This window comes from Rhizobium leguminosarum bv. viciae USDA 2370, from assembly GCF_002008365.1.
Lineage (GTDB): Bacteria > Pseudomonadota > Alphaproteobacteria > Rhizobiales > Rhizobiaceae > Rhizobium > Rhizobium leguminosarum.
This window is the reverse complement of sequence record NZ_MRDL01000015.1, coordinates 302,109-329,028: the sequence shown is the minus strand read 5'-3', so window position 1 is coordinate 329,028 and position 26,920 is coordinate 302,109. Positions and strand designations below refer to the sequence as shown.

Here is a 26,920-nt window from a genome sequence, read left to right as displayed (position 1 = left end):
CATGAGCGGGGAGACACAGCCGACAAGCGGTTCGCGCCAGCGCATCGACAAGTGGCTGTTCTTCGCGCGCATGGCGAAGTCACGCTCGGTGGCGCAGAGCCATATCCAATCAGGCCATGTGCGCATCAACGGCGAGCGCTGCAGCCAGCCGAGCCAGATGGTCAAGCCAGGTGACCGTATCGAGCTGACGCTGGAGCGGCGCGATGTCGTTCTCGTCGTGCGTCTTGCCGGCGAGCGGCGGGGGCCTTACGAGCAGGCGCGCCTGCTTTACGACGACCAATCCCCGCCGCCCGATGAGGCAAAACGTCTCACGCCCTACGAGCAGGCAATCCGGGCGACCGGCACCGGCCGTCCGACCAAAAAGGAAAGACGTGCAATCGACAGGCTGATGTCGGACGAGGATTAGAAAACTCTGTCTGCGGCGGCGGCTTTTGCAGATCGTTTATCCTTGAAATCCGGCGATAAAGCCGATACGTCACTGACAACCTGCCGGAAGCGTGCTTGCCTCCCAAGCCTGCTCACGCTTTTCCTCCGGCACGGGGATAGGCGCGACGTTCCAGGTTGCCCGGCCCCATCCGCATGGAAATCCTGGAGTTCTTCATGACCTATGTCGTGACCGACAATTGCATCAAGTGCAAATACACCGATTGCGTGGAAGTCTGCCCTGTCGACTGCTTCTATGAGGGCGAGAATTTCCTCGTCATCCATCCCGACGAATGCATCGATTGCGGCGTCTGCGAACCGGAATGTCCCGCCGAGGCGATCAAGCCCGATACCGAGCCGGGCCTCGACAAATGGCTGAAGATCAACACCGAATATGCGACGATCTGGCCGAATATTACGGTCAAGAAGGAGCCGTTGCCTGAGGCCAAGGAAATGGATGGCGAGTCCGGAAAATTCGAGAAATATTTTTCCGAGAAGCCTGGTTCCGGCGATTGAAACAGTGTCCACATTCGGTCGCCGGATTCGGGCGACCGCGGGCCGAAACGTTGTAAAAGCTGCGTGAGGCATATGGGTGACATGTGTTGCCCGCATGACTCAAGCGAAGCAAATTATTGATTTCCTCATATTTTTATGATAGGTTTCGGTTACTGTTCCATTTGTGGCATGACGCATGCCCAAAACCATCACGAAAGCAAAACCAATCCGTACGCGGTTTCCGTGACATATCAACGCTTTGAGCGCCGGGTCCCAAGATCGCGCGCAAGAAGTCTTTGCTTTTGCCCGATGGGACCAGAGTGAAGTCACCCGACGGATACTACCGTCTCACCCGGGCCTGACTGACCCGGCTCCGGCCGCCGCCGGAAGCGTAACAGGGAGTTTTTGAATAGAATGACGACTCAGCAGAAAAAGCCTTCTACAGCACGTCACGGCTTCAAGACCGGTGAATCGATCGTCTACCCCGCTCATGGCGTCGGTACCATCACCGCTATCGAAGAGCAAGAAGTTGCCGGCATGAAGCTCGAACTTTTCGTTATCGATTTCGAGAAGGACAAGATGCGTCTGAAGGTTCCGGTTGCGAAGGCAATGAGCATCGGTATGCGCAAGCTTTCGGAAACGGATTTCGTCGAGCGTGCATTGAAGGTCGTGCAGGGCAAGGCGCGTGTCAAGCGCACCATGTGGTCCCGCCGCGCCCAGGAATATGATGCCAAGATCAATTCCGGCGACCTGATTTCCATCGCTGAAGTTGTGCGCGATCTCTATCGTGCCGAGAACCAGCCTGAGCAGTCCTATTCCGAACGCCAGCTCTATGAGGCTGCGCTCGACCGCATGGCGCGCGAAATCGCCGCTGTCAACAAGATGTCGGAAACCGAAGCCGTCCGTCTCGTCGAGACCAATCTCAACAAGGGTCCGAAGCGCGGCAAGGCGATTGAAGAAGACGATTCGCAGGACGAAGCCGCGTAAAGCGACCCTGTTTTTCTGTCAAAAAACCCGGCCTTCGTGCCGGGTTTTTTTATTGGAACTTTTTCCCGACTGCCGCGTTTATCACACGTAATTGCGGACTGCTCGTCAGGCAATGGCCTCAACGAGCGAACTGCTATTCCGTCAATGTTCGATGAGGAGCGGATCATGCCTTTTCTATATTGCCCATCCGGCAAAGTGAAGAAACAGGTCCAGCCCAGCCGTCTTACCGGCACATGATGAGAAATAGGGCCTCCCCCTGAAAAGTCCAGGGGCGAGGCTTTTATGCATTCAGAACCCATTCAATCCGGACAGCGATGTTCCGGAACACGAGTTTTATTGTTCATTTCAGGGCGAGAGGCCTGCTTTGGGAGATCGAAATGAAGAACATGTCTGCAGATCGGCGCATGATCAAAATCGCGATGGCCGCCCCCTATCTTGCCCGTCAGGAAGAGCACGATCTCGCCACCCGCTGGAAGGATCACGACGACCGCGGCGCGCGCAACCAGATCGCCATGGCCCATATGCGCCTCGTCATATCCATGGCTGGCAAGTTCCGCAATTTCGGCCTGCCGATGAGCGATCTCGTGCAGGAGGGCTATGTCGGCCTGCTGGAGGCCGCCGCACGCTTCGAGCCGGAACGCGACGTGCGCTTTTCGACCTATGCAAGCTGGTGGATCCGGGCTTCGATCCAGGATTATATCCTGCGCAACTGGTCGATCGTTCGTGGTGGCACGAGTTCAGCGCAAAAGGCGCTGTTCTTCAATCTGCGTCGTCTGCGCGCCAAGCTCGCCAAGGGTGACACACAGCTGACGCTGCAATCCATTCACCAGGAAATCGCCGCGGCCCTCGGCGTGAGCCTCGCCGATGTGCAGACGATGGATGCCAGGCTTTCCGGTAACGACGCTTCGCTGCAGGCGCCTTCGGTCTCCGGCGATGCCGAGAGCGCAGAGAAGATGGACTTCCTCGTCAGCGACGATCCCCTGCCGGACGAGCAGGTTTCAAACATGATCGACGGCGAGCGTCGCCGCGTCTGGCTCGCTTCGGCGCTGAAACATCTCAACGAACGCGAGATGAAGATCATCAGCGCCCGGCGTCTGGCGGAAGACGGTGCCACGCTCGAAGAACTCGGTGCCGATCTCGGCATTTCCAAGGAACGTGTGCGTCAGATCGAAAGCCGGGCGATGGAAAAACTCCGCAGCGCCCTCGTCAGCGCCGATCCGCATATGGCGGCCTACGCCTGAACCGAAAGCGCGTCGCGATCTTTCAGATTCGCCGGTCGCGCTTTTAGGTGTTTTTTTTACGCATGTCGTTATCGCAAAACCGCTGCCCACTTTTGCGCGACATGCTTGTCCCCTCCAGCAGCACAGACTGGCCCGGCGCAAGCCGGGCCTTTTTTATTCGGCGATGATCTTGACGCGATCGCCCGTTGAAACGGCCGCACCCGTGGGCAGGGCGTTGATGAGCTTGAAGAGATCGAGCTTGCGGTCGGTGCCCATCATGCGGGCAGCGAGCGTCGAGATATTCTCACCCGGCCGGACGGTGACGACGCGGATGCGCAGCGGCTTTAGCGAGGCCGCCTCTGCCGGCGTCATGCGGCGGAAACTCGCGCGTAGCACATTGGCCGTTGGCTCAAGGGCGTCGCTGCCTTTCGGCACGGCGGTCAGGAAACGGAAGATCTGCGAATTGTTGCGGATCACGGTGACATCGAAATCCCAGCGGTCGGCGCTGGCGCGCGCGGTGGCTGCTTCCATGCCGTTGATGGTGATCGGCTGGATGGTCGACGGGTCGAGGCCGGTTACCCAGCCGCTGGAGATATAGTTGGTGAGACTCTGGTTCTGATTGTCGGCGACGCCGTCGAAACGGACGGCGATGTCGTTCGGACCGGTGGCCATCACCGCCTCGACCTTGTTGTCGATGTGGAAATCCGGCGGCACGTCGAAGCGGATGCCGAGGCCGCCATGCAGGAAGGTCTGGCCGCGCACATAGCCTTCTTCCGGGCTGTCGCCGTACAGCAGTCCGTCTATGCCATCGAGATAATAATCGCGGCCTTTGTCGCCGACAGAGCCTTCCTGGCCGAAGGCGCGGGCGTGGGTGCGGGCAAGCTCTATGCGCTGGGCGGAATTCGGATGGCTCGACAGGAAGTCGAGGCTCTGGTCGGCTTCGGGATCAACCGACATGAAGCGACTGTAAGCGGCCATGGAGTCGAGGAAACGGGCAGCGGCATAGGGGTCGTAGCCGGCTTCGCCGAGCATGCGCACACCGATGACATCGGCCTGCAGCTCCTGCTGGCGGGAGAAGGCGGCGAGCCGCAGCTTGCCGCGGGCAAGCGCCTGCTTGCCGGCGATGTCGCTGGAAAGGACTTCGGCGACGACGCGGCTGGCGATGACCTCAGCCTCTTCGCGCTTCTGCCGCTCAATGCCGTGGTTTGCCGTCACATGGCCCATTTCGTGCGACAGCACGGCGGCAACTTCCGAAGCGTCGTTGGCAAGGGCAAGCAGGCCGCGGGTGACGTAGAGATAACCGCCCGGCAGCGCAAAGGCGTTGATCGCCGGCGAATTCAGGATGGTGATGCGGTAGGACTGGCTCGGATTTTCCGACACCGCCGTCAGCGCGCCGGCGATGCGGGCGACGAGGCGCTCGGTTTTGGCGTCCTTGTATTCGCCGCCGTAGCTTGCCACGATGCGCGGATGCTCGCGGGCGCCCATCGCCGCGCGCGGGTCGTTCTTCTGCACCTCGTCGACGATTTGTGGATTGGAAGAAGGCGAAACACTCGGCTGATAGGATTGGTCGATCAGCGTTTGGCAGCCATTCAGCGCCATTGCGACGGCCGAAAGCAGGATCAGGCGACGCGCGAAGCGCCGCGGCGCGGAGATGGCATCACTGGAAAGCGCGGGCGATTTCCACGTCGTCAAGCTGTCCAGTCTGTTTCTCCGCATCATGTCGTTGTTTTGCCGGTTTGCCTGAGATTCGGACCGACCATGGCAAAGGGAATTCAACAGGTGCGCACCCCTGATCTCGCGCTGCACAATCGGCCGATACAAGTCTTTGCTGTAGCTGATTTACGCATCGGTTGCATAGCGAGACTCTGCTTAAATGTGGCGCCGTTGCATTTTGGCAAGCCTCAGGCATTAAGGCCTCCCTTCGCTCGGATGAAATTATGGCGAAAGTTCCGTCACAAGGCGGAGATTCGTCGACGGCGCGGAAAAAGAACGGACCGATTGAAATAACCAGCCCGATAGCGACAGCCATGCGTGAAAATTGCAACCAGAAATATGTTCTCGGTGAGGAGACGCCTCTTGGTAAGGCATTTCCGCGGGGCGATTCGACTATTCGGCAGCTTCCGCTGTCGCCGGTTGCGGCCTCGTCGTTTCGCTGGCGCGGGGCAGTTGCACCGGCTTCAGCATGATGGCGGCCGCAAGGCCGATCAGCGCAATGGCGCAGGAAGTCATGAAGAGCGGTGAGAAGGCGGCGGCATAGGTATCGGCAACGGCCTGGCGGCTCGCTTCGGGAAGGGCGGCCATCATCTTCGGCGTCAACTGCTCGATATCGGCGACGCCGGGAATAGAGACGCCGACCTTACCGAGCTCAGAGGCGATGATGGCGCCGTAGATGGAAATAGCGATCGAGGCGCCGCCCATGCGCGACAGCGTCACCGAGCCGGTGGCGGCGCCGACGTCGCGGGCCGGTGCTGCATTCTGTACGCCGATGACGGGAACCTGCTGGGCAAGGCCGATGCCGATGCCGTGCAGCATCATGATCGCGCCGATGAAGACGATCGGCGTTCCGGCGTGGATCTGCGACATCAGCGCAAAGGCCGTGGCGCTGCAGGTGAGGCTTGCGATGGCGAAGGGCTTGTAGCGCCCCGTCTTCGAGATGATCCGCCCTGCTGTCAGCGATCCGCAGACGAGGCCGCCGGTCAGGAGGATGAAGAGCAGGCCGGCGGCCGACGGCGAAAGGCCGGTCGTGGTCTGCAGGAAGAGGGCGAGATAATTGACCATGCCGATGGCGATGGCGCCGCCCATGATCGAGATCACCAGGAGCAGGCTGAAGGTCGAATTGCGAAACAGCTGCAGGGGAACGATCGGCTCCGGCGCGCGACGCTCTGTGAATACCCAGGTGACGGCGCAGATGACGCCGAAGGCGACGATGCCAATGCTCTGCGGCGAGATCAATGCGCCGAACAGTTCGCTGCTGTCGGTGGCAAGCACGATGCTTGTCGTCGTCATGGCAAGCAGGAGCGCACCGGTATAATCGATCTTGGGGCGGCGATGCGGTTTGCGGTACGGCAGCATGAAAGCAAGGCCGGTGAGCACGATGAAGCCGATCGGCACGTTGACGAGGAAGATCGAGCGCCAGCCGAAAAGATCGCTCATCGTGCCGCCAAGCACAGGGCCGATCGCGCCCGATGCCATCAACACGAGGCTGGAATAGCTCTGGTAGCGAGCCCGCTCGCGCGGCTCGAACAGATCGGCGTTGACGGCGAAGATCGACACCATGATGCCGCCGCCGCCAAGGCCCTGCAGCACGCGGGCGGCGATCAGCGTATTCATCGAGACCGCAAGGCCGCAGACCGCCGAGCCGACGGTGAAGATCATGATCGCCGTCATCATCACATATTTGCGGCCGAACAAGTCGCCGAGCTTGCCATAGAGCGGCATGACGGCGCTCAGCGACAGCAGATAGGCCGAGCCGATCCAGCCGAAACGCTCGAGATGGCCGAATTCGCCGACGATCGTCGGCAGAGCCGTGGAGACGATCTGATTATCAAGCGTCGCCATGAACATGGCGGTCATCAGAAAAAGGAAGAGGATAAGCCGGCGACGAGGATCCGTCACGAGCGGCGCAGGCGCGAGTTGCATGTCCATGGGAGGCATCGTTCCGGGTTGATGTGCTTTTATGTGCTAACAGCATATAGTTGTCAATGGCACATTAATGACGTCGGCATATTCAATTTTCGAATCGGCTCTGTTATGGTCCAGTGATGAGCGACGTCCTGACCAAGACCCTTTCTGCGGAGCCGGCCGAGCCGGATCGTGAAAACGTGCCGCGTATCGGCCGGAGCATGGCACGCATGCGGCTGATGACCGGGCGTCGGCTGATCGGCCGGCTGGCGATCCAGAGTGCTGCACCAGGCCTTGAGCTTTCGCATCTCGACGTGCTCGATGCCGTGCGGAGGGCGCAGCCTGCCGGCGAGGTCACGGTCGGCCTGATCGCGGAGATGCTGCGCATCGATCCGTCACGGGCAAGCCGGGTGGTCGCCGACATGGTCGGGCGTAACGTGTTGCGCCGCGAGGCCTCGCAGGCCGATGCGCGGCGGATCGTCGTCGTCATGACCGAGGTCGGCCAGGACCTGCTTGCCGAGATCGTCGCGCAGAAGCTTGCAATCATTTCCGAGATCGTTTCCGACTGGCCGCAGGAAGATGTCGAGCGCTTCGCAGCGCTTTTCGAGCGCTTCATCGGCGGCTACGAGGCGGTCTTCCTGTCGCGCGACAAGGATACGCCGGGCTAGGCGGCAGTTCAAAGTGATCGAGCGTCCTGTTGGTGTTGGACGCGCGGCGCTTTCAGGCAAGCGGCGCCCCTTCCCCTCGACCCCCCGTTTGCGCTAAGGGCAATGCCCATGAGCCAATCCACCTTCACAATTCTCCTTGGCGGCGAACTCAGCCTGACGGAGCGCCTGCGCCATGCCATCGCCGACAGCCGCTTCATTGCGGCCGATGGCGGCATGCGGCATGCGGCAGCACTCGGCATCGAGCCGGAGCTCTGGGTCGGTGATTTCGATTCGACACCGGCCGATCTCGCGAATGCATTTCCCAATGTGCCGAAACAGCCTTATCCGGCAGCGAAGGCGGCGACGGACGGCGAAATCGCCGTGGCGGAAGCAATCGCGCGGGGCGCGCGGCGGCTCATCCTCGCCGGCGCGCTCGGCGGTGAACGCTCCGACCACGCGCTTCAGCACCTGGTGTCGGCCGTCAGCCTGGCGGAAGAGGGTTTCGACCTGCTGCTGACCTCGGGCAAGGAAGAGGCAGTGCCGCTGGTTGCCGGTACGATCGAACTGGACCTTCCCAAGGGCAGCCTGTTTTCCGTGCCCGGATTCAGCGAGCTGAGAGGGCTTTCCATCGAGAATGCGCGTTATCCGCTGGCGGATTTCCATCTGCCTTTCGGCTCGTCGCGCACCATTTCCAATGTTGCGGAAGGCACCGTTCGCTTTTCGCTCCGCAGCGGCCGGGCAATCGTGCTCGCCCGGCCCTATGATCTTTCCGGAGTCTGATTTTTGGCCCCTCCCATTCTAAAACTCGACGATATCTTCCTGAGCTTCGGCGGCGCACCGCTTCTGGCGGGTGCTAGCCTGCAGATCGAGGCCGGTGACAAAATCTGTCTCGTCGGGCGTAACGGCTCGGGAAAATCGACGCTGCTGAAGATTGCCGCCGGCCTGGTCGAGGCACAGTCCGGCGAGGTCTTCCGCCATCCGTCCTCGACGGTGCGCTATCTCGAACAGGCGCCGGATTTTGCCGGCTTCAATACGGTGCAGGCCTATGCCGAGGCCGGCCTCGGGCCGGGCGATGACCCCTATCGTGTCACCTATCTGCTGTCGCATCTCGGGCTGACCGGCGATGAAGACCCCAGAATGCTGTCCGGTGGCGAATCGCGGCGCGTTGCCCTTGCCCGGGTTATGGCACCGGAGCCGGACATTCTTCTGCTCGACGAACCGACCAACCATCTCGACCTGCCAACGATCGAATGGCTGGAAGGCGAGCTGCAAAAGACGCGCAGCGCCCTGGTGCTGATCTCGCACGACCGGCGTTTTCTCGAAAAGGTCTCGACGGCAACCGTCTGGCTCGACCGCGGCACCTCACGCCGGCTCGACCGCGGCTTTGCGCATTTCGAAGCCTGGCGCGACCAGGTGCTGGAGGCCGAAGAACTGGAGCAGCACAAGCTCGGCAAGTCGATCGAGCGCGAGGAGCACTGGCTGCGCTATGGCGTCACGGCGCGGCGCAAGCGCAATATGCGCCGTCTCGGTGAGCTGCAGACGATGCGCTCGAACTATCGCGGCCACAAGGGGCCGCAGGGCACGGTGCAGGCGACGGTTTCGGACGCGCAGGAATCCGGCAAGCTGGTCATCGAGGCCGACAAGATCACCAAGAGCTTCGGCGAGCGGGCAATCGTCACGCCGTTTTCGATCCGCGTACATCGCGGCGACTGCATTGGTCTCGTGGGGCCGAACGGCGCCGGCAAGACGACGCTGCTGAAGATGCTGACCGGGCAGCTTGCGCCTGATAGCGGCACGGTGAAGCTCGGCACCAATCTGGAGATCGCGACGCTCGACCAGAAGCGCGAGGATCTCGACCCCGAGGATACGCTTGCCAATTATCTGACGGACGGGCGCGGCGAAAACCTGCTCGTCAACGGCGAGCAGCGCCATGTCACCGGCTATATGAAGGAATTTCTGTTCCAGCCGGAACAGGCGCGTACGCCGATCAGAAACCTCTCCGGCGGCGAACGCGCCCGGCTGATGCTGGCGCGCATCCTTTCGCGCCCGACGAATCTCTTGATTCTCGACGAGCCGACCAACGATCTCGATATCGAAACGCTCGATCTCCTGCAGGAGATTGTCGCCGGCTTTCCCGGCACTGTCATTCTCGTCAGCCACGACCGCGATTTCCTCGACCGCACCGTGACCTCGACGATCGCACCCGCCGTGCCGGATGCGCCTGATGGCCGCTGGATCGAATATGCCGGCGGCTACTCGGACATGCTTGTGCAACGCAAGGGCGCGCTCGAGGAGCGCAGAAAAGCCGAGAAGGCGGCGGAGAAGCCGAAGACGCAGGAGGCACCAGCGCCAGGCAGCTCGAAGGTCAAACTCTCCTTCAAGCAGAAATTCGCACTGGAAAACCTGCCGAAGGAAATGGCGAAGGCCGAAGCCGAAATCGCCAAGCGCGAACAGGTGATGGCAGATCCCAATCTTTTCACGCGCGATCCTGCCGCCTTCAACCGACTTGCCAGCGAGATGGAAAAACTGCGCGCCGGCCTGACAAAGATGGAAGAGGAGTGGCTGGAGCTCGAAATGCTGCGGGAAGAGCTGGAAGGCTGAGATTTTCTCGAGGCTGAAGGCTCACTTTTCCTTGATTCGTCAGTGTGTCGTCCTGCGGCATAAGGTGCCGTCCGGCAGCCGGGGATATTGCCGATCGCAATGGCGACAAGGAAAAGTCAGATGTCTCGCAAGCCCTATTCCGGAATTTTCACGGCGTTTGTCGCCGGTAGCCTCGTGACCCTTGCCCTGTCGCAAGCCGCGCAGGCGCAGGATGCCCAGCGCATTCGTGTTCGCGGCGCCATCGAAAGCCTCAGCGGCGATACGCTCGTCGTCAAGACGCGCGAGGGCAGCGATGCGACGATCGCGCTGAAATCCGGCTGGAAGGTCGGCGGCATCAAGAAAGCCTCGGTCGAGGATATCAAGCCCGGCGATTTCGTCGGCGTCGCTTCACTTCCGAAGGGCACGGGCCCGGACGGGGCGATCGAGGTGCTGATCTTTCCGGCGTCGATGAAGGGAACCGGCGAGGGCAACCGTCCCTGGGATGCGCAGCCGAACAGCCAGATGACCAATGCGACCGTCAGCAACGCCGTCAAATCCGTGGACGGCCACACGATCACGCTGACTTATCAGGGCAAGGAAAAGACGATCGCGATTGCCGATGGCACGCCGATCGTGACGTTGGCGCCTGCGACCAAGGATGATCTGAAGCCCGGCGCCGGCGTCGTCGTCACCGGCGAAAAGGCGGCGGACGGCAGCATCTCGGCCAGCCAGATCGCCGTCGGCCTCAACGGCATCACGCCGCCGATGTGACCAGCGGCTCAAATCCTTACCTTATGCAGGCCGTCATCCCAAAACAGCTCCACACTTTTGGGCGGCATGTATTAAAGCGCCGGCGCGGGCACGGCGGCAGCGCCCGCACTGGCGCTGGCGCCGGTCTGGGCGACAGGCGGCTCCTCGGAAATTGACGGCAGCGCTTGCAGATGCAGCACGCGCGGCTTCAGCGCCTCGAGATAGGCCTCGGAGCGGCCGATATAGATCATGCCGCTTTCGGGCATGGAGACGAGCAGGTTGGCCATTGTTTCCTGCAGTTCCGGCTCCATGCCTTCCAGCACTTCGTCGAAGATGATCCAGCGCGGGCGCACGAGCAGGAGGCGGGCAAATCCGATCGCTTTCTGCTGGTCGCCGTCGAGCAGCTTGTCCCAGCGGGCGCGGGTATCGAGCCTTGCGATCAGCGAATGCAGGCCAACCTTGTCGAGGGCCGCCTCGACGGCGGCTTTCTCGTAGGCTTCGGGACGTTCGGGAAAGGCCAGCGCCTCGCGCAGCGTGCCGCCGGGAACATAAGCAACCTGCGGAACGAAGAGCATGTCGTCGATTGGCGGCAGGCCCATCGTGCCACTACCGCACGGCCAGAGGCCGGCCATCGCCTGGAACAGCAGCTTGCGGTTGACGCTGTGATCGCCGTTGATCATGATCCTTTCGCCGGCCTTGATCACGACATTGGTTTCACGCAGTCGGAAACCGCCGCATTCCTCGATATCTTCGCCGACTTTGGCGACGATCACCACATCCTTCAACGTCAGTGTGTCGGGCGCGGCGTTTTCATAGGCGATGCTGTCCTTCAGGTCGAAGTCCTCGTCCATGTCGAGCAGCGCCTGGCGGAAATCGGTGACGCGCATCAGCGTGGCGCGCCACTCGGCGATCGGGCCGAAATTGGAGACATACCAGCGCAGCGCCGTGTTGACCTGGTTGAAGGCGCCGACCGACATCATCAGCTGGCCGAGGGTGAGGCCGCCGGAGAAATAAGCGGGGGCGGCAACGATGATCGGGATGACGATTACCAGCCAGCCGTAGCCGGCCGAAACCCAGGTGAGATTGGTATTGGCCATGGCGAGCCGCTTGACGACTGTCAGTACCGAGCTGATGTCGGTGTTGATACGTCGGCGCTCGTTCTCCTCGCCGCGGGCAACGGTGATCGCCGGCATGTTCTCATTGGCATGCATCAGCGTGAAGCGAAGCTCGGCTTCTTTCGAAAAACGGTCGGCATTGAGCTTGACCAGCTTGCGGCCGACGACCTGGCTCAGCACCGAGGCGGAAGCGGCATAGAAAATCGCCGCCCAGACCATGTAGCCCGGAATGGAGAAGCTGTGGCCGCTGATGCGGAAGATGAAGCCGCTCGAAAGCTCCCAGAGCACGCCGATGAAGCTCACCAGGAGGATGGTCGACTGCAGCAGGCCGAGAACGAGCCCTGTCGTGCTTTCGGCAAGGTTGCGGGAATCCTCGTGCAGACGCTGGTCCGGATTGACGCCGATCAGGCCGCTGGAGGCAAGCCGCAGTGCCCGCTTGCGCTTCAGCCACTGGTCGACGAGATCGCGTGACAGGCCTTCACGCATATAGAGCGCCGTCATCTGGTTCAGCCAGGCCTGCAGCACGTTGAGCAGCAGCAGCGTGCCGGCGATCATCGCGAAGATTTCGAGTTGGTGGAAGAATTCGCCGAGGTCGCGGCGCTCCAGCGAGTCATAGAAGGGCGCATTCCACTCGTTCAATATGACCTGGCCGTAGGACGTCGCCAGGATAACGAGGATCAGCACGGTCGCCAGAAACAGCACCCTGCCACGCACTTCCGAATTCCAGAATGCTGAGAACATGACGCCGAGGCGATATGTCAGGCTGAAATCATACCCTACCCTATCCTGCCTCCGGATGCCCGGCCTCCCCTCAATCTTATCTGCCATTACGCTTTTCCAAATCGCCCATGCCCCTATAAATAACATGGTGGCGTTACGGGTCTATCAACAGATTCTATCATTCATTAAACTGTGATGATGCGGCAGAGGTCACTTGACTGCAGTCGACAGTTGATTCGCGACCCGACTGGGTCTAATTAAAGCGCTCCGTGGTGATTTGGCCGGCCGGCTTGCAGCCACGTTAAAAAAATCGCTAAAGGGCCGCGTGCGGACCGGTAGCGATTTTTTTCGCCGCCGGTTTTTGTTTTTGATCGAGTGACCGCAATGCCCATCAAGATCCCCGATACGCTGCCCGCCTTCGAAACCCTGGTTCAGGAAGGTGTGCGGGTGATGACCGAGACGTTGGCGATCCGTCAGGATATCCGACCGTTGCAGATCGGGCTGCTCAACCTCATGCCGAACAAGATCAAGACCGAATTGCAGATGGCGCGTCTCGTCGGCGCCTCGCCGCTGCAGGTGGAACTGTCGCTCATCCGTATCGGCGGCCACAAGGCGAAGAATACGTCAGAAGATCATCTGCTTGCCTTCTACCAGACCTGGGAGGAGGTAAAACACCGCAAGTTCGACGGCTTCATCATCACCGGGGCGCCGATCGAGCTCTTGCCCTATGAGGACGTCACCTATTGGGCGGAGATGCAGCAGATTCTCGACTGGACGGAAACGAATGTCCATTCGACGATGAACGTCTGCTGGGGCGCGATGGCGGCGATCTATCATTTCCACGGCGTTCCGAAATACGAGCTCAAAGAGAAGGCCTTCGGGGTTTACCGCCACCGCAACCTGAAGCCTTCGTCGATCTATCTCAACGGCTTTTCCGACAATTTCGAAGTGCCGGTGTCGCGCTGGACCGAAGTGCGCCGCGCCGATATCGAGAAGTCCGAAAACCTGGAGATCCTGATGGAATCACCCGAGATGGGCGTGTGTCTCGTGCACGAGAAGAAGGGCCGGCGGCTCTACATGTTCAACCATGTCGAATATGATTCCACCTCGCTTTCCGACGAGTATTTTCGCGACGTCGATGCCGGCGTGCCGATCAAGATGCCGCACAATTACTTCCCGCATAACGATCCGGCGCTTGCGCCGCAGAACCGCTGGCGCAGCCATGCGCATCTCCTGTTCGGCAACTGGATCAACGAAATCTACCAGACGACGCCCTTTGATGTGGAAGAGATCGGCACGGACCTCTGACCTTGCCGATCGCGCCCCGAGCCGGTGCCGCCGCCTCACTGCTGCGGCATTTTCTTTCTGATCCGCCGGTTGCGGAATGAAGCAAATGCGGGCAGGTTCCTGTCCCGAACCCTACCACACCGCGCGTCTTCATCGGACGTGCAATGCACAGTTTGAATCGCTGCAAATTCCTCAAATCGATTCCGAATTGAGGAATTCGCATCAGAGATAGAATGGACGGTCGATCATGTCGGATAAGTTGGAGCGGGACGTTTTCGGGCAGACGAAGGCGGGCGAAACCGTCTATCGCGTCGTGATCAAGGGCGGTGGGCTGACGGCCAAGATCATAAGCTGGGGCGCAGTCATCCAGGATTTGCGCCTCGAGGGACATGACGCGCCGCTGCAGCTCGGCTTCGACGATTTCGACAGCTACCCCCTCTATTCATCCTATTTCGGCGCGACACCCGGCCGCTGCGCCAACCGCGTCGGCGGCGGCAGGTTTACGCTTGACGACAAGGACTATCAGCTCGAACTGAATGAAAACGGCGTGACGCATCTGCATGGCGGCAGCGACAATATCGCCAAACGCAACTGGACGATCGTCGAGCATGACGTCGACCGCGTGGTGCTGAAGATCGTCGATCCCGATGGCCGCGCCGGCTATCCCGGCAATTGCACCATCCAGGCGACTTTCTGGGTGCATGGCAACGGTGAACTGTCGATCACCTACGAATCGACCAGCGACCAGCCGACGCTCGCCAATGTCTGCCAGCACGCCTATTTCAATCTCGACGGTCGCGACGATGCGCTTGGCCACGATATCATGATTGCCGCCGATCATTATCTGCCGACCGATGAGAAGCAGGTGCCGACCGGCGAGATCCGTTCCGTCGAGGGCACCGAATTCGATTTCCGCGAGATGGCGCCGATGAAGCGTTTCGTCGGCAGCGAACAGGCGTTCTACGACCATAATTTCTGCCTGTCCGCCGAGCGCACCGCCAAGCGGAGTGTCGCGCTCGCCCGCAGCCTTTATTCCGGTGTGTCGCTGGAAGTGCGCAGCACCGAGCCAGGCGTCCAGTTCTATGCCGGCTTCAAGCTCGATACCGGGGCTCCCGGCATCGGCGGGCGCAAATACGGTCCATTCGCCGGCTTTTGCCTGGAGACCCAGGTCTGGCCGGATTCCATCAATCACCAAGGTTTTCCGAATGCGGTTCTGCGCCCCGGCGAAGTGCTGCGCCAGGAGACGGATTATATCTTCACCAAGAACTGAGCGTCCTCCAGCGCCGCGCGTTTCTAACGCGGGGCGCTGTCGACGCACGGTTGTCAAAATTGGTCGCTATGAAACCCTCGCCGGCCCGCCGGCGAGGGTTTTTTCTTTCGGCACTCGATTCTGTCTTGCCGATTGGTCCTATATAGGTTCTATTGTGCGTCCATGGATAGAACCAGTCTGATAGCGGAATTGAATAGCCGCGGCCTGCGTGACGAGGCATTGACCGGGCCGCTTTACAAGCGGCTGGCGCAGACGCTGACCGGCCTCATTCAGGAAGGGCTGCTGAAGCCCGGCACCGCACTCCCGGGCGAGCGCGACCTTGCCGAAGCTCTGAAGCTCGGTCGTGTCACCGTGCGCACCGCCTATCGCGATCTGATGGCGTCCGGCGCATTGGAATCGCGCCACGGAAGCGGTACTTTCGTGTCGAGCAGAGTGGAGCGCATGGAACAGTCGCTCTGGCGGCTTTCCTCCTTCTCCGCCGACATGCGTTCACGCGGGCGTCTGCCGGCCGCACGGATATTGTCGCGGGCGGTCAATACGCCGTCGCCGGAAGAATCCTTCCTGCTCGGCCTCGGCGGCGACGAGCCGGTGCTGAGGCTCGACCGCTTGCGCCTTGCCGACGGCCTGCCGCTGGCGATTGAACGCGCCGTGGTGCCGATCAAGTTCCTCGGGCACGATGCCGGCGGCGAGGGATCGCTCTACGATGCGCTGACGGCCAGCGGCCACAGGCCCGTGCGCGCGCTGCAGCGGCTGACGGCGGTCACGCTCGACCCGTCCTCCGCCGCAATCCTGAACGTCAAATCAGGCGCGCCGGCGCTCCTGATCGAACGTGTCTCGCGCCTGGAAGACCAGCGCGTCGTCGAATACACCCGCTCGCATTATCGCGGCGATGCCTATGATTTCGTAGCCGAATTGAGAATCGGAGATGACCTATGAATGACAACCAGTCACTGATGCTGCAAGAAGCCGGCCAATCGCCAGAGGTGGTGGCTACGCTTCTCGAAAAGGAAAAACCGGTCTTTGCCGAGATTGCCCGGCTGTTTTCGTCCGCCCGCCCGAGCGTGGTGACGACGGCGGCGCGCGGCTCCTCGGACCACGCCGCCACCTTTTTCAAATATCTTTTCGAGATTACCTGCGGCGTTCCGGTCGCCTCGGTCGGTCCGTCGATCGCTTCCGTCTACGGTGCGGCGCTGCATCTGAAGGGCGGCGTCCATTTCACCGTCTCGCAGTCGGGTGCCAGCCCCGATATCGTCGCGTTGCAGGATGCGGCGAAGAAGGGCGGAGCGACGACGATCGCCGTCGTCAACGTCACCGACAGCCCGCTTGCGAAACAGGCCGATATCGTTCTCGGCCTCAATGCCGGCGCGGAAAAGAGCGTCGCGGCGACGAAATCCTTCATCGCCTCGGTCGCCGCCCTTGCCGGTGTGACGGCTGCGATCGGCGGCGCGTCCGACCTGCAGGCGGCGCTCGACAAGCTGCCGGAGGCGCTGTCGGCGACCGCCGGGATCGACACGGCGGCAGCCGAGGAGGTGCTGTTCAATGCGACCTCGCTCTATACCGCCGGCCGCGGCCCGGCCTTTGCGATCGCGCTCGAAGCGGCGCTGAAGGCCAAGGAAACCTCCGGCCTTCATGCCGAGGCCTTCTCGCTGGCGGAACTGATGCACGGCCCCATGCGCCTGGTGCAGCCGGGCTTCCCGATCGTCGCCTTCGCACCCGACGATGCGGCCTTCGCCAACAATGTCCAGGCGCTGGAGCGCCTGCAGAAACTCGGCGCCACCACTGTCGGCTTCTCGGCGCAGCCGCTTTCCGGCGTCCATCTGCGCGTGCCGACGACGGGCAACGGTCTCATCGATCCGCTGGTGTCGCTGCTCGTCTATTACCGGCTGATCGAGTCGGTGACGCGCCGCAAGGGCTTTGATCCCGACAAGCCGGCGAACCTGCTCAAGGTGACGGAGACGGTCTGATGGTCCGCAAGGTCTTCCTCGGCGCCCGCATCTTCGACGGCGAGCGCTTCCATGACGACAAGGCGCTCATCGTTGCCGATGGCCGCGTCGAAGCGATCGCTGCCAGAGATGATCTGCCGGACGGCGAGGTGGTGACGCTTGCGGGCGGTATTCTGTCGGCCGGCTTCATCGATGCGCAGGTCAATGGCGGCGCCGGGCGGATGCTGAACGACGAGCCTTCCGCTGCCTCGATGGACATTATCGCCGGCGGGCACCGGCCCTATGGCACGACGTCGCTGCTGCCGACACTGATTACCGATACATCAGAAGCGTCCATTGCCGCCATCGAGGCGGCCAAGGAGGCTGTCAAGGCGAACCGCGGCGTTGCCGGTCTGCATCTCGAAGGTCCGCATCTGGCGCCTGCGAGGAAGGGTGCGCATCTGGCCGAACTGATGCGACCGGTGGAGGACCGCGACGTCAAGGCCTTCATCCAGGCACGCGAGGCGATCGGCACGCTGCTCGTCACAATGGCGGCCGAGCAGGTGACGGTTGCCCAGGTGCGCGAGCTTGCGGAAGCCGGTGTCACCATCAGCATCGGCCATTCCGATTGTTCGAGCGAGGCGGCGGAAGAACGTTTCGATGCCGGCGCGCGGGGCGTCACGCATCTCTTCAACGCCATGAGCCAGCTGGGACACCGTGCGCCCGGTCTCGTCGGCGCGGCGATCGATCATCCCTCGACCTGGTGCGGCATCATAGCCGATGGCCATCACGTCGATCCGAAGGCCTTGCGCACGGCACTGCGCGCCAAGCGCGGCGAAGGCAAGCTGTTCTTCGTCACCGACGCGATGTCGCTTGTCGGCTCGGAGAAGGATTCGTTCACGCTGAACGGGCGCACCGTCCGGCGCGAAAGAGGCGGCTTCTGCTCGAAGCTGGTGCTTTCCGACGGCACGCTGGCCGGTTCCGATGTCGACATGATCTCGACGATCCGTTACGGCGTCACCTATCTCGATCTGACGCTCGCCGAGGCGTTGCGCATGGCGACCCTTTATCCCGCCCGGTTCCTCCGGCTTGCTGATCGAGGCCATCTCTCGCCGGGGACACGCGCCGATCTCGTGCATCTGACCGATGCGCTTGCCGTCACCGCCACCTGGCTCGGCGGCGAAGCGGCCTGAACGCTAAGGCGCGTCGCGATCTTTCAGATTCGCTCTTGGCGCTTTAGATCTTTGTTTTTACGCATGTCGTTATCGCAAAACCGCGGCACACTTTTGCGCGACATGCTCTAGGAGAAGTGGGATGACCGACATTACCGATGCCTATTTCTCCAACCTGATCGGCCGGCTGGAAGAGCTGAAGCAGGTGCTTGCCGAGCCGATGGCGCAGGCAGCAGCCGTCATCCTCGATGCTGCCCACGGCGACAAGCGCGTCTATGTCTTTGGCACCGGCCATTCGCACATGCTGGCGGAAGAGGTGCACTATCGTGCCGGCGGGCTCGCTTTCACCGTGCCGGTGCTCGTCGGCTCGGCCATGCTGCATGAGGGTGCGGTCATCAGCTCGGTCTATGAGCGCACACAGGGCCTGGTGCGGCCGATGCTGGAGCGTTACGGCATGCAGCCGGGCGATGTCATCATCATTGCCTCCAATTCCGGCGTCAACGCCGCGCCCATCGAGGCCGCCGACTATGCGCGCGAAATCGGCGCAAAGGTGATCGCCATCACCTCGATCGCCTATTCCTCAGCGATCGCCAATGGCCGCCGGCGGCTCGCCGACGTGGCCGATGTGGTGCTCGATAACGGGCTGCCGCCGGGTGATGCCGTTGTCGATCTCGAAGGCACGGGGCTTCGGGTCGGGCCGGTCTCGACGGCAGTCGGCGTGACGGTCATCAATGCGATCTTCGCCGAAGTCGCCTCGGAACTTTCGAAATCCGGCGATGCGCCAATTTATCTCAGCGCCAACATGCCGGGTGCTGCCGAGATCAACCAGAAGCTCGTGCGGAAATACCGGCCGCGCAACCCGCATCTCTGATGATGGGAGCGAAGCGGTGTCGCAATTCACAGTTCCGTATGTCACGACATGCTCCTGACGCGATCAAGCGGCAAGAATGGAGCTGACCATCCGAGCCGTCCGCGGCGCCAGCGTCAAACCGATATGCCCGTGTCCAAAAGCAAACACCACGTCCCTTCCTCCTCTTGAAGGCCGGATGACCGGAACGGAATCGGGCATGGAAGGGCGGAAGCCCATCCAACTGCGGCTTGGTTCGCCAAGCGTCGGGAAAATCCTGCGAGCGTTTGCCAACAACACTTCGAGGCGCCTTGGGTTCGAAGGCGCGGTGATGCCTCCGAGTTCCACAGTGCCGGCCACCCGCAGGCGGCCGCGCATCGGGCAAAAATAAAATCCGTGATGCGTCGGGCATACCGGTCGTTCCACCGGCAATGTTTCCATATCGAATTCGAGATGATAACCCCGCTCGGTATCCAGGGGGACCCGCTCTCCGAGCTGCAGAGCCAGACCGCGGGAATGGGCGCCGGCAGCGATCACCGCCGCTCGGGCATGGATGCCGTGGGCCGAAGCCATCATCCTCACTCCGCTCCGCTCACGCGAAATAGTCGTCACCGAGTCTCGAACGAACTCGACGCCCGCTCGTTTGGCGGCGGCTTCCATCACGCTCATGACCTGGCCGGGATCGGTGAAGTTTATCGCTTTCGGAAAGAAAAGCCCTCCGCCATGGACCTGCGGCAGCCGAGGCTCCAGGCTTTGCACTTGGTCGGGTGTGAGAAGCTGCTGCGCTATCCCATAGGTTCGGCGAAGCTCGACATCCGAAGCGGCTGCCTTGAAGGCCTCGGGCGTCTGGTAGAGATAGAGGCATCCCTTCGCGCTCAAAAGATCGGATGCGCCGATCTCTGCCGCGAGTTCGAGCCATTCCGATGAAGCGTCGGACAGAAGGTCGGCGATGCGGCTCGTATTGTCTCTGTATCTGTGCGGGAGAGATTCGTAGGCAAAACGCATCAACCAAGGAAACAGCGTGGGCAATGCCGTTTTGCGGATGGACAGCGGGCTGTCGGAATTGAGAAGCAGCGAGGCCAGGTTTTTGAGGACGGCGGGCGTACCGACGGGAATGATTGCATAGTCGGCGATCGTTCCAGCATTGCCGTAAGATGCTCCCGAACCGGGTTTGTTAGGTTCGATCACTACGACATCGCGACCGTCTGCACGTAGCCGCAGCGCGGTTGCCACGCCGATCACACCGCCGCCGATGACGGCGATATCTGTCGTTAGTTTGTCCATGAAATTATGTATCTACCTCGGCGCCTTGTGATGCCGCGATCCGTTATGTGAATTCGCCAACCCGGCGGCGCCATGCGCCGCCGGGCCGGTTCGGTTCAATCGAGGACTAAGGCGCGTCGCGATCTTTCAGATTCGCTCCTTGCGCTTTAGCTCTTTATTTCTACGCATGTCGTTGCCGCAAAACCGCTGCACACTTTTGCGCGACATGCTTTAGCCTGGCGAAGCGTAGCGCGCGACATAAGCCGCCGTGCGTGCTTCGGTTGGACGGTCAAGGACATCTCCGGCGGTTCCCTGCTCGATGATAAGACCACCGTCGATGAACACGACCCAGTCGGACACTTCCTTCGCGAAGGGCAGCTCATGCGTGACCAGGATCATCGTCATGCCGTCGGCCGCAAGTTCCCGCATGACGCGTAGCACTTCCCCGGTCGATTCAGGATCGAGCGCCGATGTCGGCTCGTCGAACAGCAACACCGTTGGTTCTAGCGCCAGGGCGCGTGCGATCGCCACACGCTGCTGCTCGCCGCCCGACATCTGTTCCGGATAAGCCATCGCCCGTTTGGCGAGGCCTACTCTCGTCAGAAGTTCCACGGCCCGTTCCACAGCCTCTCTCTCGCCGATCCCGGCTGCATGCATCTGAGCGAGAACGACGTTCTCCACGGCCGTCAGATGCGGGAACAGATTGAAGCGCTGAAACACCATGCCGACACGTTGCCGAAGCTTTGCAAGGTTGCGGCAGGTCACCTCGCCATTGGCGAAGAGCGTCTCATCGCCGACAGTGATCGTTCCCTGATCGGGACGTTCAAGCAAATTGACGCAGCGCATGAGGGTGGTCTTTCCTCCGCCGCTCTGGCCAATGATGCTCACGATCTTGCCAGCGGGAACCTCGAGATCGACGCGGTCAAGCACCAGGCGCCCATCGAAAGACTTGCGCAATCCGCTCATTTTGACGGCCGGGCGTCCGACCGGCTGCCGTGACACGAAAGGAGTTTTGGCAGGGATGGTCGTCATGGGCAGATCTTCCCCTCGGCGAGGTAGGTCCTCGCTAATTTCAGCCGGCGCCTTCTGGCCAAGGACAATGGCACGCCCGCATGGATCTTGCGCTCCAGCAGAAGCAGACATTGTGACACCGGGTAGCAGATAGCGAAATAGGCCGTAGAGATCACGAGATACACTTCAAGCGCTCGGAATGTTTCCGAGGCTATCAACTGTGCCTGCGTCATCAGTTCGGCGGCGGAGATCGTGACAAGCAGCGAGGTCGACTTGATCAGGTCGACGAACATTGTGTTCGTACCGGGAAGCGCGAGCCGCACTGCCTGCGGCAGGACGACATGGGTGAACGTTTTGCCGCGCCCTAGCCCGAGAGCTTGAGACGCCTCTTGCTGTCCTTGGTGTACGCCGGCGATAGCGGCCCGAAAGATCTCGGACAGGTAAGCGGCGTAGAAGAGCACCAAGCTCAACACTCCAGCCTCGAAAACCTCCAGCCTGATGCCTACGGAAGGCAGGCCGAAGTATGTGAGGAATATGATCGCCAGAAGCGGTACGTTTTTAAAGAGCTCGGTATAGAACGCTGCAGGGACGCGGACGAGCCGCAGCCGGTTGAGCCTCATCAACGCAAGTGCAAGACCAAGAATCGTCGCGCCAATGAAGCTGGCCACGGTGTAGCCGAGGGTCCTGAGCAGACCCCCGGCAATGCTTCCGACGTAGTCATTCCAGGGAACCTGGAAAACATCGGTGAAGGATGACAGCGCCGTCATGCCCCGATCTCACTTCGCGATGGAAGGCGGGTTCCAGTCGGCGGGACGGTCAACGCCGCGCCGCTGTGCCGCCATCTCGGGCGATGGAACCAGGAACTGCTTGGGATCGCCGCCCCATTTCGTGATCAAAGCCGCAAGGGATCCATCCTTGTACATGCCGTCGATCTGATCGGATACAGCCTTGGCCAGCTTCGGCGACTGCTTGGGAAGGTAGAATCCGGTCATGTAGGCTTGAAAATATTTGTAATCGGGGTGTGCGGCCACCTGTTCGTTTGTCGGCGGCTTCAGATATTCGATGCGGACCTTCATGTCGGGGCGCTGCTGCTGTTGATAGGTGATCAGCAGCGGATCAAGAAAGCCAACGTCCAGACGTCCGGAAGAAATATCCTGGAACACACCTTCGGCGTTCGGGAACGTATGTGGTGATGCGTTAGGGACCTGCGCGATCGATTTCGCCCAGACATACCCCGTCACAGTGCCGAGATTTTTGCCTTCCAGACTCGCAACATCCGGAAAGCTCGCCGTGCCGCTCACCGCCATGGCCGGCGGCGAATAGTACGGAGGGTCCGTGAACAGGCCGACCTTCTGGCGAGCGTCGGACCATGCAATTCCGCCAATGGTTATATCAGCCCGCTGCGTCTGGACGGAAGCCAGCATGCCTGGAAAGTCGGTGACGTTGATTTCCATTTTGAGGCCGAGCTTATCGGCCACGGCTGTCAGGATGTCGCTGTCGAGACCGACCAGCTTTCCATCCTTGACCGCCGTATAGGGCATGTAAGGCTGCACTGCAACGACGAGCGTGCCCGGCTTCATCAGCTCCAGATCGTCGGCGTTTGCAGTGGATGGCACCGCCGTCGCGAATAGCCCCAAACCCAAGACCGCCAAGGCAATAATCCCGTTTGCCTGCGATTTTTTCGTCAATTCAGCATGTTTCATTGGAACCCCTCTTTGTGGTTATATATTGCTGATATATTAAGAATATGCAGACATGATATGGAGTCAAGCAGATTCGTTGAGCGGCTTTTTTCTAGGCGGAAAAGCGTCTAGCTATGCGGAAACGGGCAGAGAGAGGAAAACGCTGAATATGTCGGCATTCGAAGTGGATTACGAAGCGGCGGAATCGACACTGGCGGAACGGACGTACATTCGGCTGCGCGACGACATCATTACGACGCTGCTTCCTCCGGGCACACTTCTGCGCGAAGCCGAAATCATGAAACGCATGGACGTCGGGCGCACGCCGGTCCGGGAGGCGATTCAGCGTCTGCAATATGATGGTTTCGTTGTCGTCAGCGCGCGGCGCGGCACATTTGTGAGCAAGATCGATATCAATGATCTTACTGCGGTTTATGAGGCGCGAGCACGGATCGAGTCCTGGGCGACCCGACTAGCTGCGGAAAGGCTGCGCGAGTTCGAGCGGCAAGAAGCGCGGCAACTGATCGATGAGCTCAAGCAAACAACCGGTCCGATGGCGTTGGAGGACATACTTGCTCTCGATCGCCGGGTTCACCGCTTCATTTACAAAGTGGCGAAAAACCCTTTCCTGTCCGATACGCTGGATCACTACCACAATCTGTCGCTGAGAATCCTGTACGTCGCCATGAAACGGTTTCCAAGTTTGGTGCCGCGCCTTGAGGACGTCTTGCATGATCAGGTCCTCATGCTTGAGGCGGTGTGCAGAGGTGACGCAGATGAGGCCGAAAAGATCGCGATGGCTCATGTCATGAGCTTTGAGAGCGAGGTCCGGAAGGTAATCTGAATTCGGATCTGGGGATTGGATGCAGCTTCAGCTGAACGAAGATATTTCCGGCAGAATGAGCCGTCCGAAACGATCTCGTGCTGCGAGTGGACTCGGCATCGACACCTGCCTGAATTCCACATCTCAGTGAGAGGCCGGTGTGAGCCGGCCTCCTGAACGGATGAAAACCAGGATCAGTCCTTGGCGCGTTCGACGTATGAATTGTCTTCCGTGGCGATGACGACGCGGGTGCCGGCATTGATGTGCGGGGGCACCAGGGTGCGGACGCCGTTCGACAGCATGGCCGGCTTGTAGGAGGACGATGCCGTCTGGCCCTTGACGACCGGTTCCGTCTCCATGATTTCGAGCGTGACGTGGCGCGGCATCTGGATCGCCAGCGCAATGCCTTCATGCATTGACAGAACGCAGGTCATGCCTTCCTGCAGATAAGCTTTGTCGTCCCCCATCGTGTCGACATCGACGACGACCTGATCGTAGTTTCCAGGGTTCATGAAGTGAAAGCCTTCGCCGTCCTCGTAGAGGAATTGATGGTTCACGTCCTCGACGAAGGCGCGCTCGACCTGTTCGGTGGTGCGCCAACGCTCGGAAACCTTCACGCCGTCGACGATGCGGCGCATGTCGACCTGGGTGACCGGTGTGCCCTTGCCCGGATGAAAGTTCTGGGCGGTGAGAACGACGTAAAGCTTGCCGTCGACATCGAGAACGTTGCCCTTGCGGACCGAAGAGGCGATGACCTTGACCATAAGACTTCCTTGTAACTCGGCTTTCGGCGTCGTAGATGACTGCCGAGACGCTCCGAAGACGCAAATGTTTTTCTTTGGGGCGCAACTAACCTAAAATCCGGGAAATAGCCACCCCCTATACCGGCTTCTCCGGCGAAGAAAGCTTGGAATGAACTCTTCGGCGAAAGCGTCCCCCTGGTGGACCCCGTCCGTGCATGCCGACCGCCGTCCGTTTCTGATCGGGCGCAATGCGATCCAGGCGGCGTTGCGCGGGTTTTTCGCGCGCGAGGACTTCGTCGAGGTGGATACGGCTGTGCTGCAGGTCTCGCCCGGCAACGAGGCACATCTGCATGCCTTCGCCACGGAAGCACTGACGACGGATGGGCAAAAGGCGCCATTCTACCTGCACACCTCGCCGGAATTCGCCTGCAAGAAGCTGCTTGCGGCGGGCGAGGAACGCATCTCGTGTTTTGCCCATGTCTATCGCAACCGCGAGCGCGGGCCGCTGCACCATCCCGAATTCACCATGCTCGAATGGTATCGGGCCGGCGAAAGCTACGAGAGCCTGATGATGGATTGCGTGCGGATCCTGGCGCTTGCAGCCGAAACAGTGAAGACCGGGAAGCTTGCCTATCGCGGCGCCGAGAGCGATCCCTTTGCCGGGCCGGAGCGGATCGGCGTTGCCGAAGCGTTTGAGCGTCATGCCGGCATCGATCTTCTCGCCTCGGTCGCCGCCGACGGTTCGACCGATCGCGACCATCTGGCGGCCGAGCTCAGGCGCGTCGGCATGCGTGTTGCCGATGACGACGGCTGGGCCGATCTCTTCAGCCGGGTGCTGGTCGAAAAGATCGAGCCGTATCTCGGCTTCGGCCGCATCACCATCCTCGACGAATATCCGATCTCGGAGGCAGCACTTGCGCGTCCCTCGGCACGCGACCCCAGGGTTGCCGAGCGTTTCGAACTCTATGCCTGCGGCGTCGAGCTGGCGAACGGCTTCGGCGAACTTACCAACGCTGCCGAACAACGGCGACGGTTCGAGATCGAGATGACCGAGAAGGCACGGATCTACGGCGAGACCTATCCGATCGACGAGGATTTCCTTGCCGCACTGGCGCTGATGCCTGAGGCAAGCGGCATCGCGCTCGGCTTCGATCGGCTGGTGATGCTGGCAACGGGAGCATCACGCATCGACCAGGTGCTCTGGGCGCCGGTTGCGGAGTACGGAAGATGAATGCCGTCAAACCGATCAAGAGCGTCGACGATCTTGTAAAGGCAGGGCTGGTCGCGTCTGCCGCTCGCGCAACCCTCGAGGAGGTTGCCGCGCGTTACGCGATTGCGCTGACGCCTGCGATCAGCAAGCTCATCGACCGCAGCGATCCCAGTGATCCGATCGCTCGGCAATTCGTGCCCGATGCAGCCGAACTCACTGTCGCTCGCGAAGAACGCGCCGATCCGATCGGCGATCATGCCCACAGCCCCGTCGAAGGCATCGTTCACCGCTATCCCGATCGTGTGTTGCTCAAGGCCGTGCATGTCTGCCCGGTCTATTGCCGCTTCTGCTTCCGGCGCGAAATGGTCGGGCCGCAGGGCCTCGGCACGCTCGATGCCGCGGCGATGCAGGCCGCTTTCGACTATATCCGCGGTCACGAAGAGATCTGGGAAGTCATCCTCACCGGCGGCGATCCGCTGGTGCTTTCTCCGCGCCGGCTCCACGAGATCATGGAGACGCTTGCCGGGATCGCGCATGTGAAGATCGTGCGTTTCCACACCCGCGTTCCGGTCGTCGATCCCGAAAAGATCGATGCGGCGCTGATCGACGCGCTGAGGGCAAGCGGCAAGACGGTTTATGTGGCGCTGCACGCCAATCATGTGAGAGAACTGACGCCGGAAGCGCGGGCCGCCTGCGCCCGCCTCGCCGATGCCGGCATCGCCATGGTCAGCCAGTCGGTGCTGCTCAAGGGTGTCAACGACGATCCCGCCGTGCTTGCGGAGTTGATGAAGGCTTTCGTCGAAATCCGCGTCAAACCCTACTACCTGCATCATCCAGATCTGGCGCCTGGCACCGGCCATTTCAGAGTGACGATCGAAGAGGGGCAGGAGATCGTCGCGGCGCTGCGCGGGCGGATTTCCGGTCTCTGCCAGCCGGCCTACATCCTCGATATCCCAGGCGGTCACGGCAAGGCCGTCGTCAGTGGGAGCGCGATCCGGGCGACCGGCGACGGATGTTATTCCGTCACCGATTATCGCGGTGGCGAGCATTCCTATCCGCCCGTTGATTGAGACAAAAGTCGGCGTTTTGCGTGTCATTTCTGTACTCGCCACGCCAGACGCTAGAGTGTGTC

25 protein-coding genes and 1 riboswitch are annotated in these 26,920 nt (G+C 61.0%); of the genes, 17 read left to right on the top strand and 8 right to left on the bottom strand.

The genetic code is table 11. From position 1 onward, the window contains the following. Position 1: 1 nt before the first annotated feature. The 4 genes from BS629_RS07700 to BS629_RS07685 all read left to right on the top strand — a co-directional run bounded on the left by BS629_RS07700 (position 2) and on the right by BS629_RS07685 (position 3,146). Complete coding sequence (locus tag BS629_RS07700; RefSeq protein ID WP_012759434.1) at positions 2-406, top strand: RNA-binding S4 domain-containing protein; 405 nt, start codon at positions 2-4, stop codon at positions 404-406. A 194-nt stretch (positions 407-600) separates the two neighbouring features. Continuing rightward, positions 601-939 carry a ferredoxin FdxA gene (gene fdxA / locus BS629_RS07695; protein ID WP_026188554.1) on the top strand — a complete coding sequence of 113 codons (339 nt, stop codon included), beginning with the start codon at positions 601-603 and terminating at the stop codon, positions 937-939. A 393-nt stretch (positions 940-1,332) separates the two neighbouring features. After that, positions 1,333-1,905, top strand: coding sequence for a CarD family transcriptional regulator (locus BS629_RS07690; protein WP_003543775.1), 573 nt, complete (start codon positions 1,333-1,335; stop codon positions 1,903-1,905). Positions 1,906-2,282: 377 nt separating this feature from the next. Next, complete coding sequence (locus BS629_RS07685) at positions 2,283-3,146, top strand: RNA polymerase factor sigma-32 (protein ID WP_018244054.1); 864 nt, start codon at positions 2,283-2,285, stop codon at positions 3,144-3,146. A 153-nt stretch (positions 3,147-3,299) separates the two neighbouring features. Here BS629_RS07685 and BS629_RS07680 read toward each other — a convergent pair whose 3' ends face one another. Further along, positions 3,300-4,844: a M48 family metalloprotease gene (locus tag BS629_RS07680; RefSeq protein WP_018244053.1), complete on the bottom strand. Its 1,545-nt coding sequence runs from the start codon at positions 4,842-4,844 to the stop codon at positions 3,300-3,302. A 387-nt stretch (positions 4,845-5,231) separates the two neighbouring features. Continuing rightward, entirely contained in the window at positions 5,232-6,770 is a 1,539-nt protein-coding gene (locus BS629_RS07675) for an MDR family MFS transporter (RefSeq protein ID WP_018244052.1), read from the bottom strand. A gap of 116 nt (positions 6,771-6,886) precedes the next feature. Here BS629_RS07675 and BS629_RS07670 point away from each other — a divergent pair, with 116 nt between their 5' ends. From BS629_RS07670 to BS629_RS07655, 4 genes are all read left to right on the top strand, one after another. Next, positions 6,887-7,414 (top strand): MarR family winged helix-turn-helix transcriptional regulator, encoded by a 528-nt coding sequence (locus tag BS629_RS07670; protein WP_026188553.1) that lies wholly within the window; start codon positions 6,887-6,889, stop codon positions 7,412-7,414. Between the two features lie 102 nt (positions 7,415-7,516). Further along, entirely contained in the window at positions 7,517-8,173 is a 657-nt protein-coding gene (locus BS629_RS07665) for a thiamine diphosphokinase (RefSeq protein ID WP_018244050.1), read from the top strand. 3 nt (positions 8,174-8,176) lie between these two features. Next, a complete protein-coding gene (locus BS629_RS07660; protein ID WP_018244049.1) occupies positions 8,177-9,994 on the top strand; it encodes an ABC-F family ATP-binding cassette domain-containing protein in 1,818 nt (605 codons plus the stop codon). A 120-nt stretch (positions 9,995-10,114) separates the two neighbouring features. Continuing rightward, positions 10,115-10,744, top strand: a complete 630-nt coding sequence (locus BS629_RS07655) for a hypothetical protein (protein WP_032980592.1) — start codon at positions 10,115-10,117, stop codon at positions 10,742-10,744. Positions 10,745-10,815: 71 nt separating this feature from the next. Here the strand turns inward: BS629_RS07655 and BS629_RS07650 are convergent, their stop codons facing one another. Continuing rightward, on the bottom strand, positions 10,816-12,705 hold the full coding sequence (locus BS629_RS07650) for an ABC transporter ATP-binding protein/permease (protein WP_018244047.1): 1,890 nt from the start codon (positions 12,703-12,705) through the stop codon (positions 10,816-10,818). 112 nt (positions 12,706-12,817) lie between these two features. Beyond that, positions 12,818-12,895: riboswitch (SAM riboswitch) on the top strand. Positions 12,896-12,942: 47 nt separating this feature from the next. Here BS629_RS07650 and metA point away from each other — a divergent pair. The 6 genes from metA (at position 12,943) to BS629_RS07620 (ending at position 19,080) form a co-directional block, all read left to right on the top strand. Then, positions 12,943-13,866 (top strand): homoserine O-acetyltransferase MetA, encoded by a 924-nt coding sequence (metA, locus tag BS629_RS07645; RefSeq protein ID WP_018244046.1) that lies wholly within the window; start codon positions 12,943-12,945, stop codon positions 13,864-13,866. A gap of 226 nt (positions 13,867-14,092) precedes the next feature. Beyond that, complete coding sequence (locus BS629_RS07640) at positions 14,093-15,115, top strand: aldose epimerase family protein (RefSeq protein ID WP_018244045.1); 1,023 nt, start codon at positions 14,093-14,095, stop codon at positions 15,113-15,115. A gap of 162 nt (positions 15,116-15,277) precedes the next feature. Next, positions 15,278-16,051, top strand: coding sequence for a GntR family transcriptional regulator (locus tag BS629_RS07635; RefSeq protein ID WP_003543751.1), 774 nt, complete (start codon positions 15,278-15,280; stop codon positions 16,049-16,051). Continuing rightward, on the top strand, positions 16,048-17,079 hold the full coding sequence (locus BS629_RS07630) for an SIS domain-containing protein (protein ID WP_018244044.1): 1,032 nt from the start codon (positions 16,048-16,050) through the stop codon (positions 17,077-17,079). The genes BS629_RS07635 and BS629_RS07630 overlap by 4 nt, the downstream gene beginning before the upstream one ends. Next, positions 17,079-18,230, top strand: coding sequence for an N-acetylglucosamine-6-phosphate deacetylase (gene nagA, locus BS629_RS07625; RefSeq protein WP_018244043.1), 1,152 nt, complete (start codon positions 17,079-17,081; stop codon positions 18,228-18,230). The genes BS629_RS07630 and nagA overlap by 1 nt, the downstream gene beginning before the upstream one ends. A 121-nt stretch (positions 18,231-18,351) precedes the next feature. Beyond that, positions 18,352-19,080, top strand: a complete 729-nt coding sequence (locus BS629_RS07620) for an SIS domain-containing protein (RefSeq protein WP_018244042.1) — start codon at positions 18,352-18,354, stop codon at positions 19,078-19,080. Positions 19,081-19,143: 63 nt separating this feature from the next. Here BS629_RS07620 and BS629_RS07615 read toward each other — a convergent pair whose 3' ends face one another. The 4 genes from BS629_RS07615 to BS629_RS07600 form a co-directional block, all read right to left on the bottom strand. Next, on the bottom strand, positions 19,144-20,340 hold the full coding sequence (locus BS629_RS07615) for an NAD(P)/FAD-dependent oxidoreductase (RefSeq protein ID WP_018244041.1): 1,197 nt from the start codon (positions 20,338-20,340) through the stop codon (positions 19,144-19,146). 210 nt (positions 20,341-20,550) lie between these two features. Further along, positions 20,551-21,351, bottom strand: a complete 801-nt coding sequence (locus tag BS629_RS07610) for an amino acid ABC transporter ATP-binding protein (RefSeq protein ID WP_077988094.1) — start codon at positions 21,349-21,351, stop codon at positions 20,551-20,553. Beyond that, entirely contained in the window at positions 21,348-22,097 is a 750-nt protein-coding gene (locus BS629_RS07605; RefSeq protein ID WP_018244039.1) for an amino acid ABC transporter permease, read from the bottom strand. The genes BS629_RS07610 and BS629_RS07605 overlap by 4 nt, the downstream gene beginning before the upstream one ends. A gap of 9 nt (positions 22,098-22,106) precedes the next feature. Further along, positions 22,107-23,033, bottom strand: coding sequence for a substrate-binding periplasmic protein (locus BS629_RS07600; protein ID WP_018244038.1), 927 nt, complete (start codon positions 23,031-23,033; stop codon positions 22,107-22,109). Between the two features lie 148 nt (positions 23,034-23,181). Here BS629_RS07600 and BS629_RS07595 point away from each other — a divergent pair, with 148 nt between their 5' ends. Further along, positions 23,182-23,856, top strand: coding sequence for a GntR family transcriptional regulator (locus BS629_RS07595; RefSeq protein ID WP_018244037.1), 675 nt, complete (start codon positions 23,182-23,184; stop codon positions 23,854-23,856). Between the two features lie 173 nt (positions 23,857-24,029). On the opposite strand, the gene efp is transcribed toward BS629_RS07595, so the two are convergent. Further along, the gene (gene efp, locus BS629_RS07590) at positions 24,030-24,599 is read right to left on the bottom strand and encodes an elongation factor P (protein ID WP_018244036.1); all 570 of its coding nucleotides are present in this window, start codon (positions 24,597-24,599) and stop codon (positions 24,030-24,032) included. Positions 24,600-24,747: 148 nt separating this feature from the next. Here efp and epmA point away from each other — a divergent pair, with 148 nt between their 5' ends. Continuing rightward, complete coding sequence (gene epmA / locus BS629_RS07585; RefSeq protein WP_018244035.1) at positions 24,748-25,809, top strand: EF-P lysine aminoacylase EpmA; 1,062 nt, start codon at positions 24,748-24,750, stop codon at positions 25,807-25,809. Further along, positions 25,806-26,858, top strand: coding sequence for a lysine-2,3-aminomutase-like protein (locus BS629_RS07580; protein ID WP_018244034.1), 1,053 nt, complete (start codon positions 25,806-25,808; stop codon positions 26,856-26,858). The genes epmA and BS629_RS07580 overlap by 4 nt, the downstream gene beginning before the upstream one ends. The last annotated feature ends 62 nt before the right edge of the window (positions 26,859-26,920 follow it).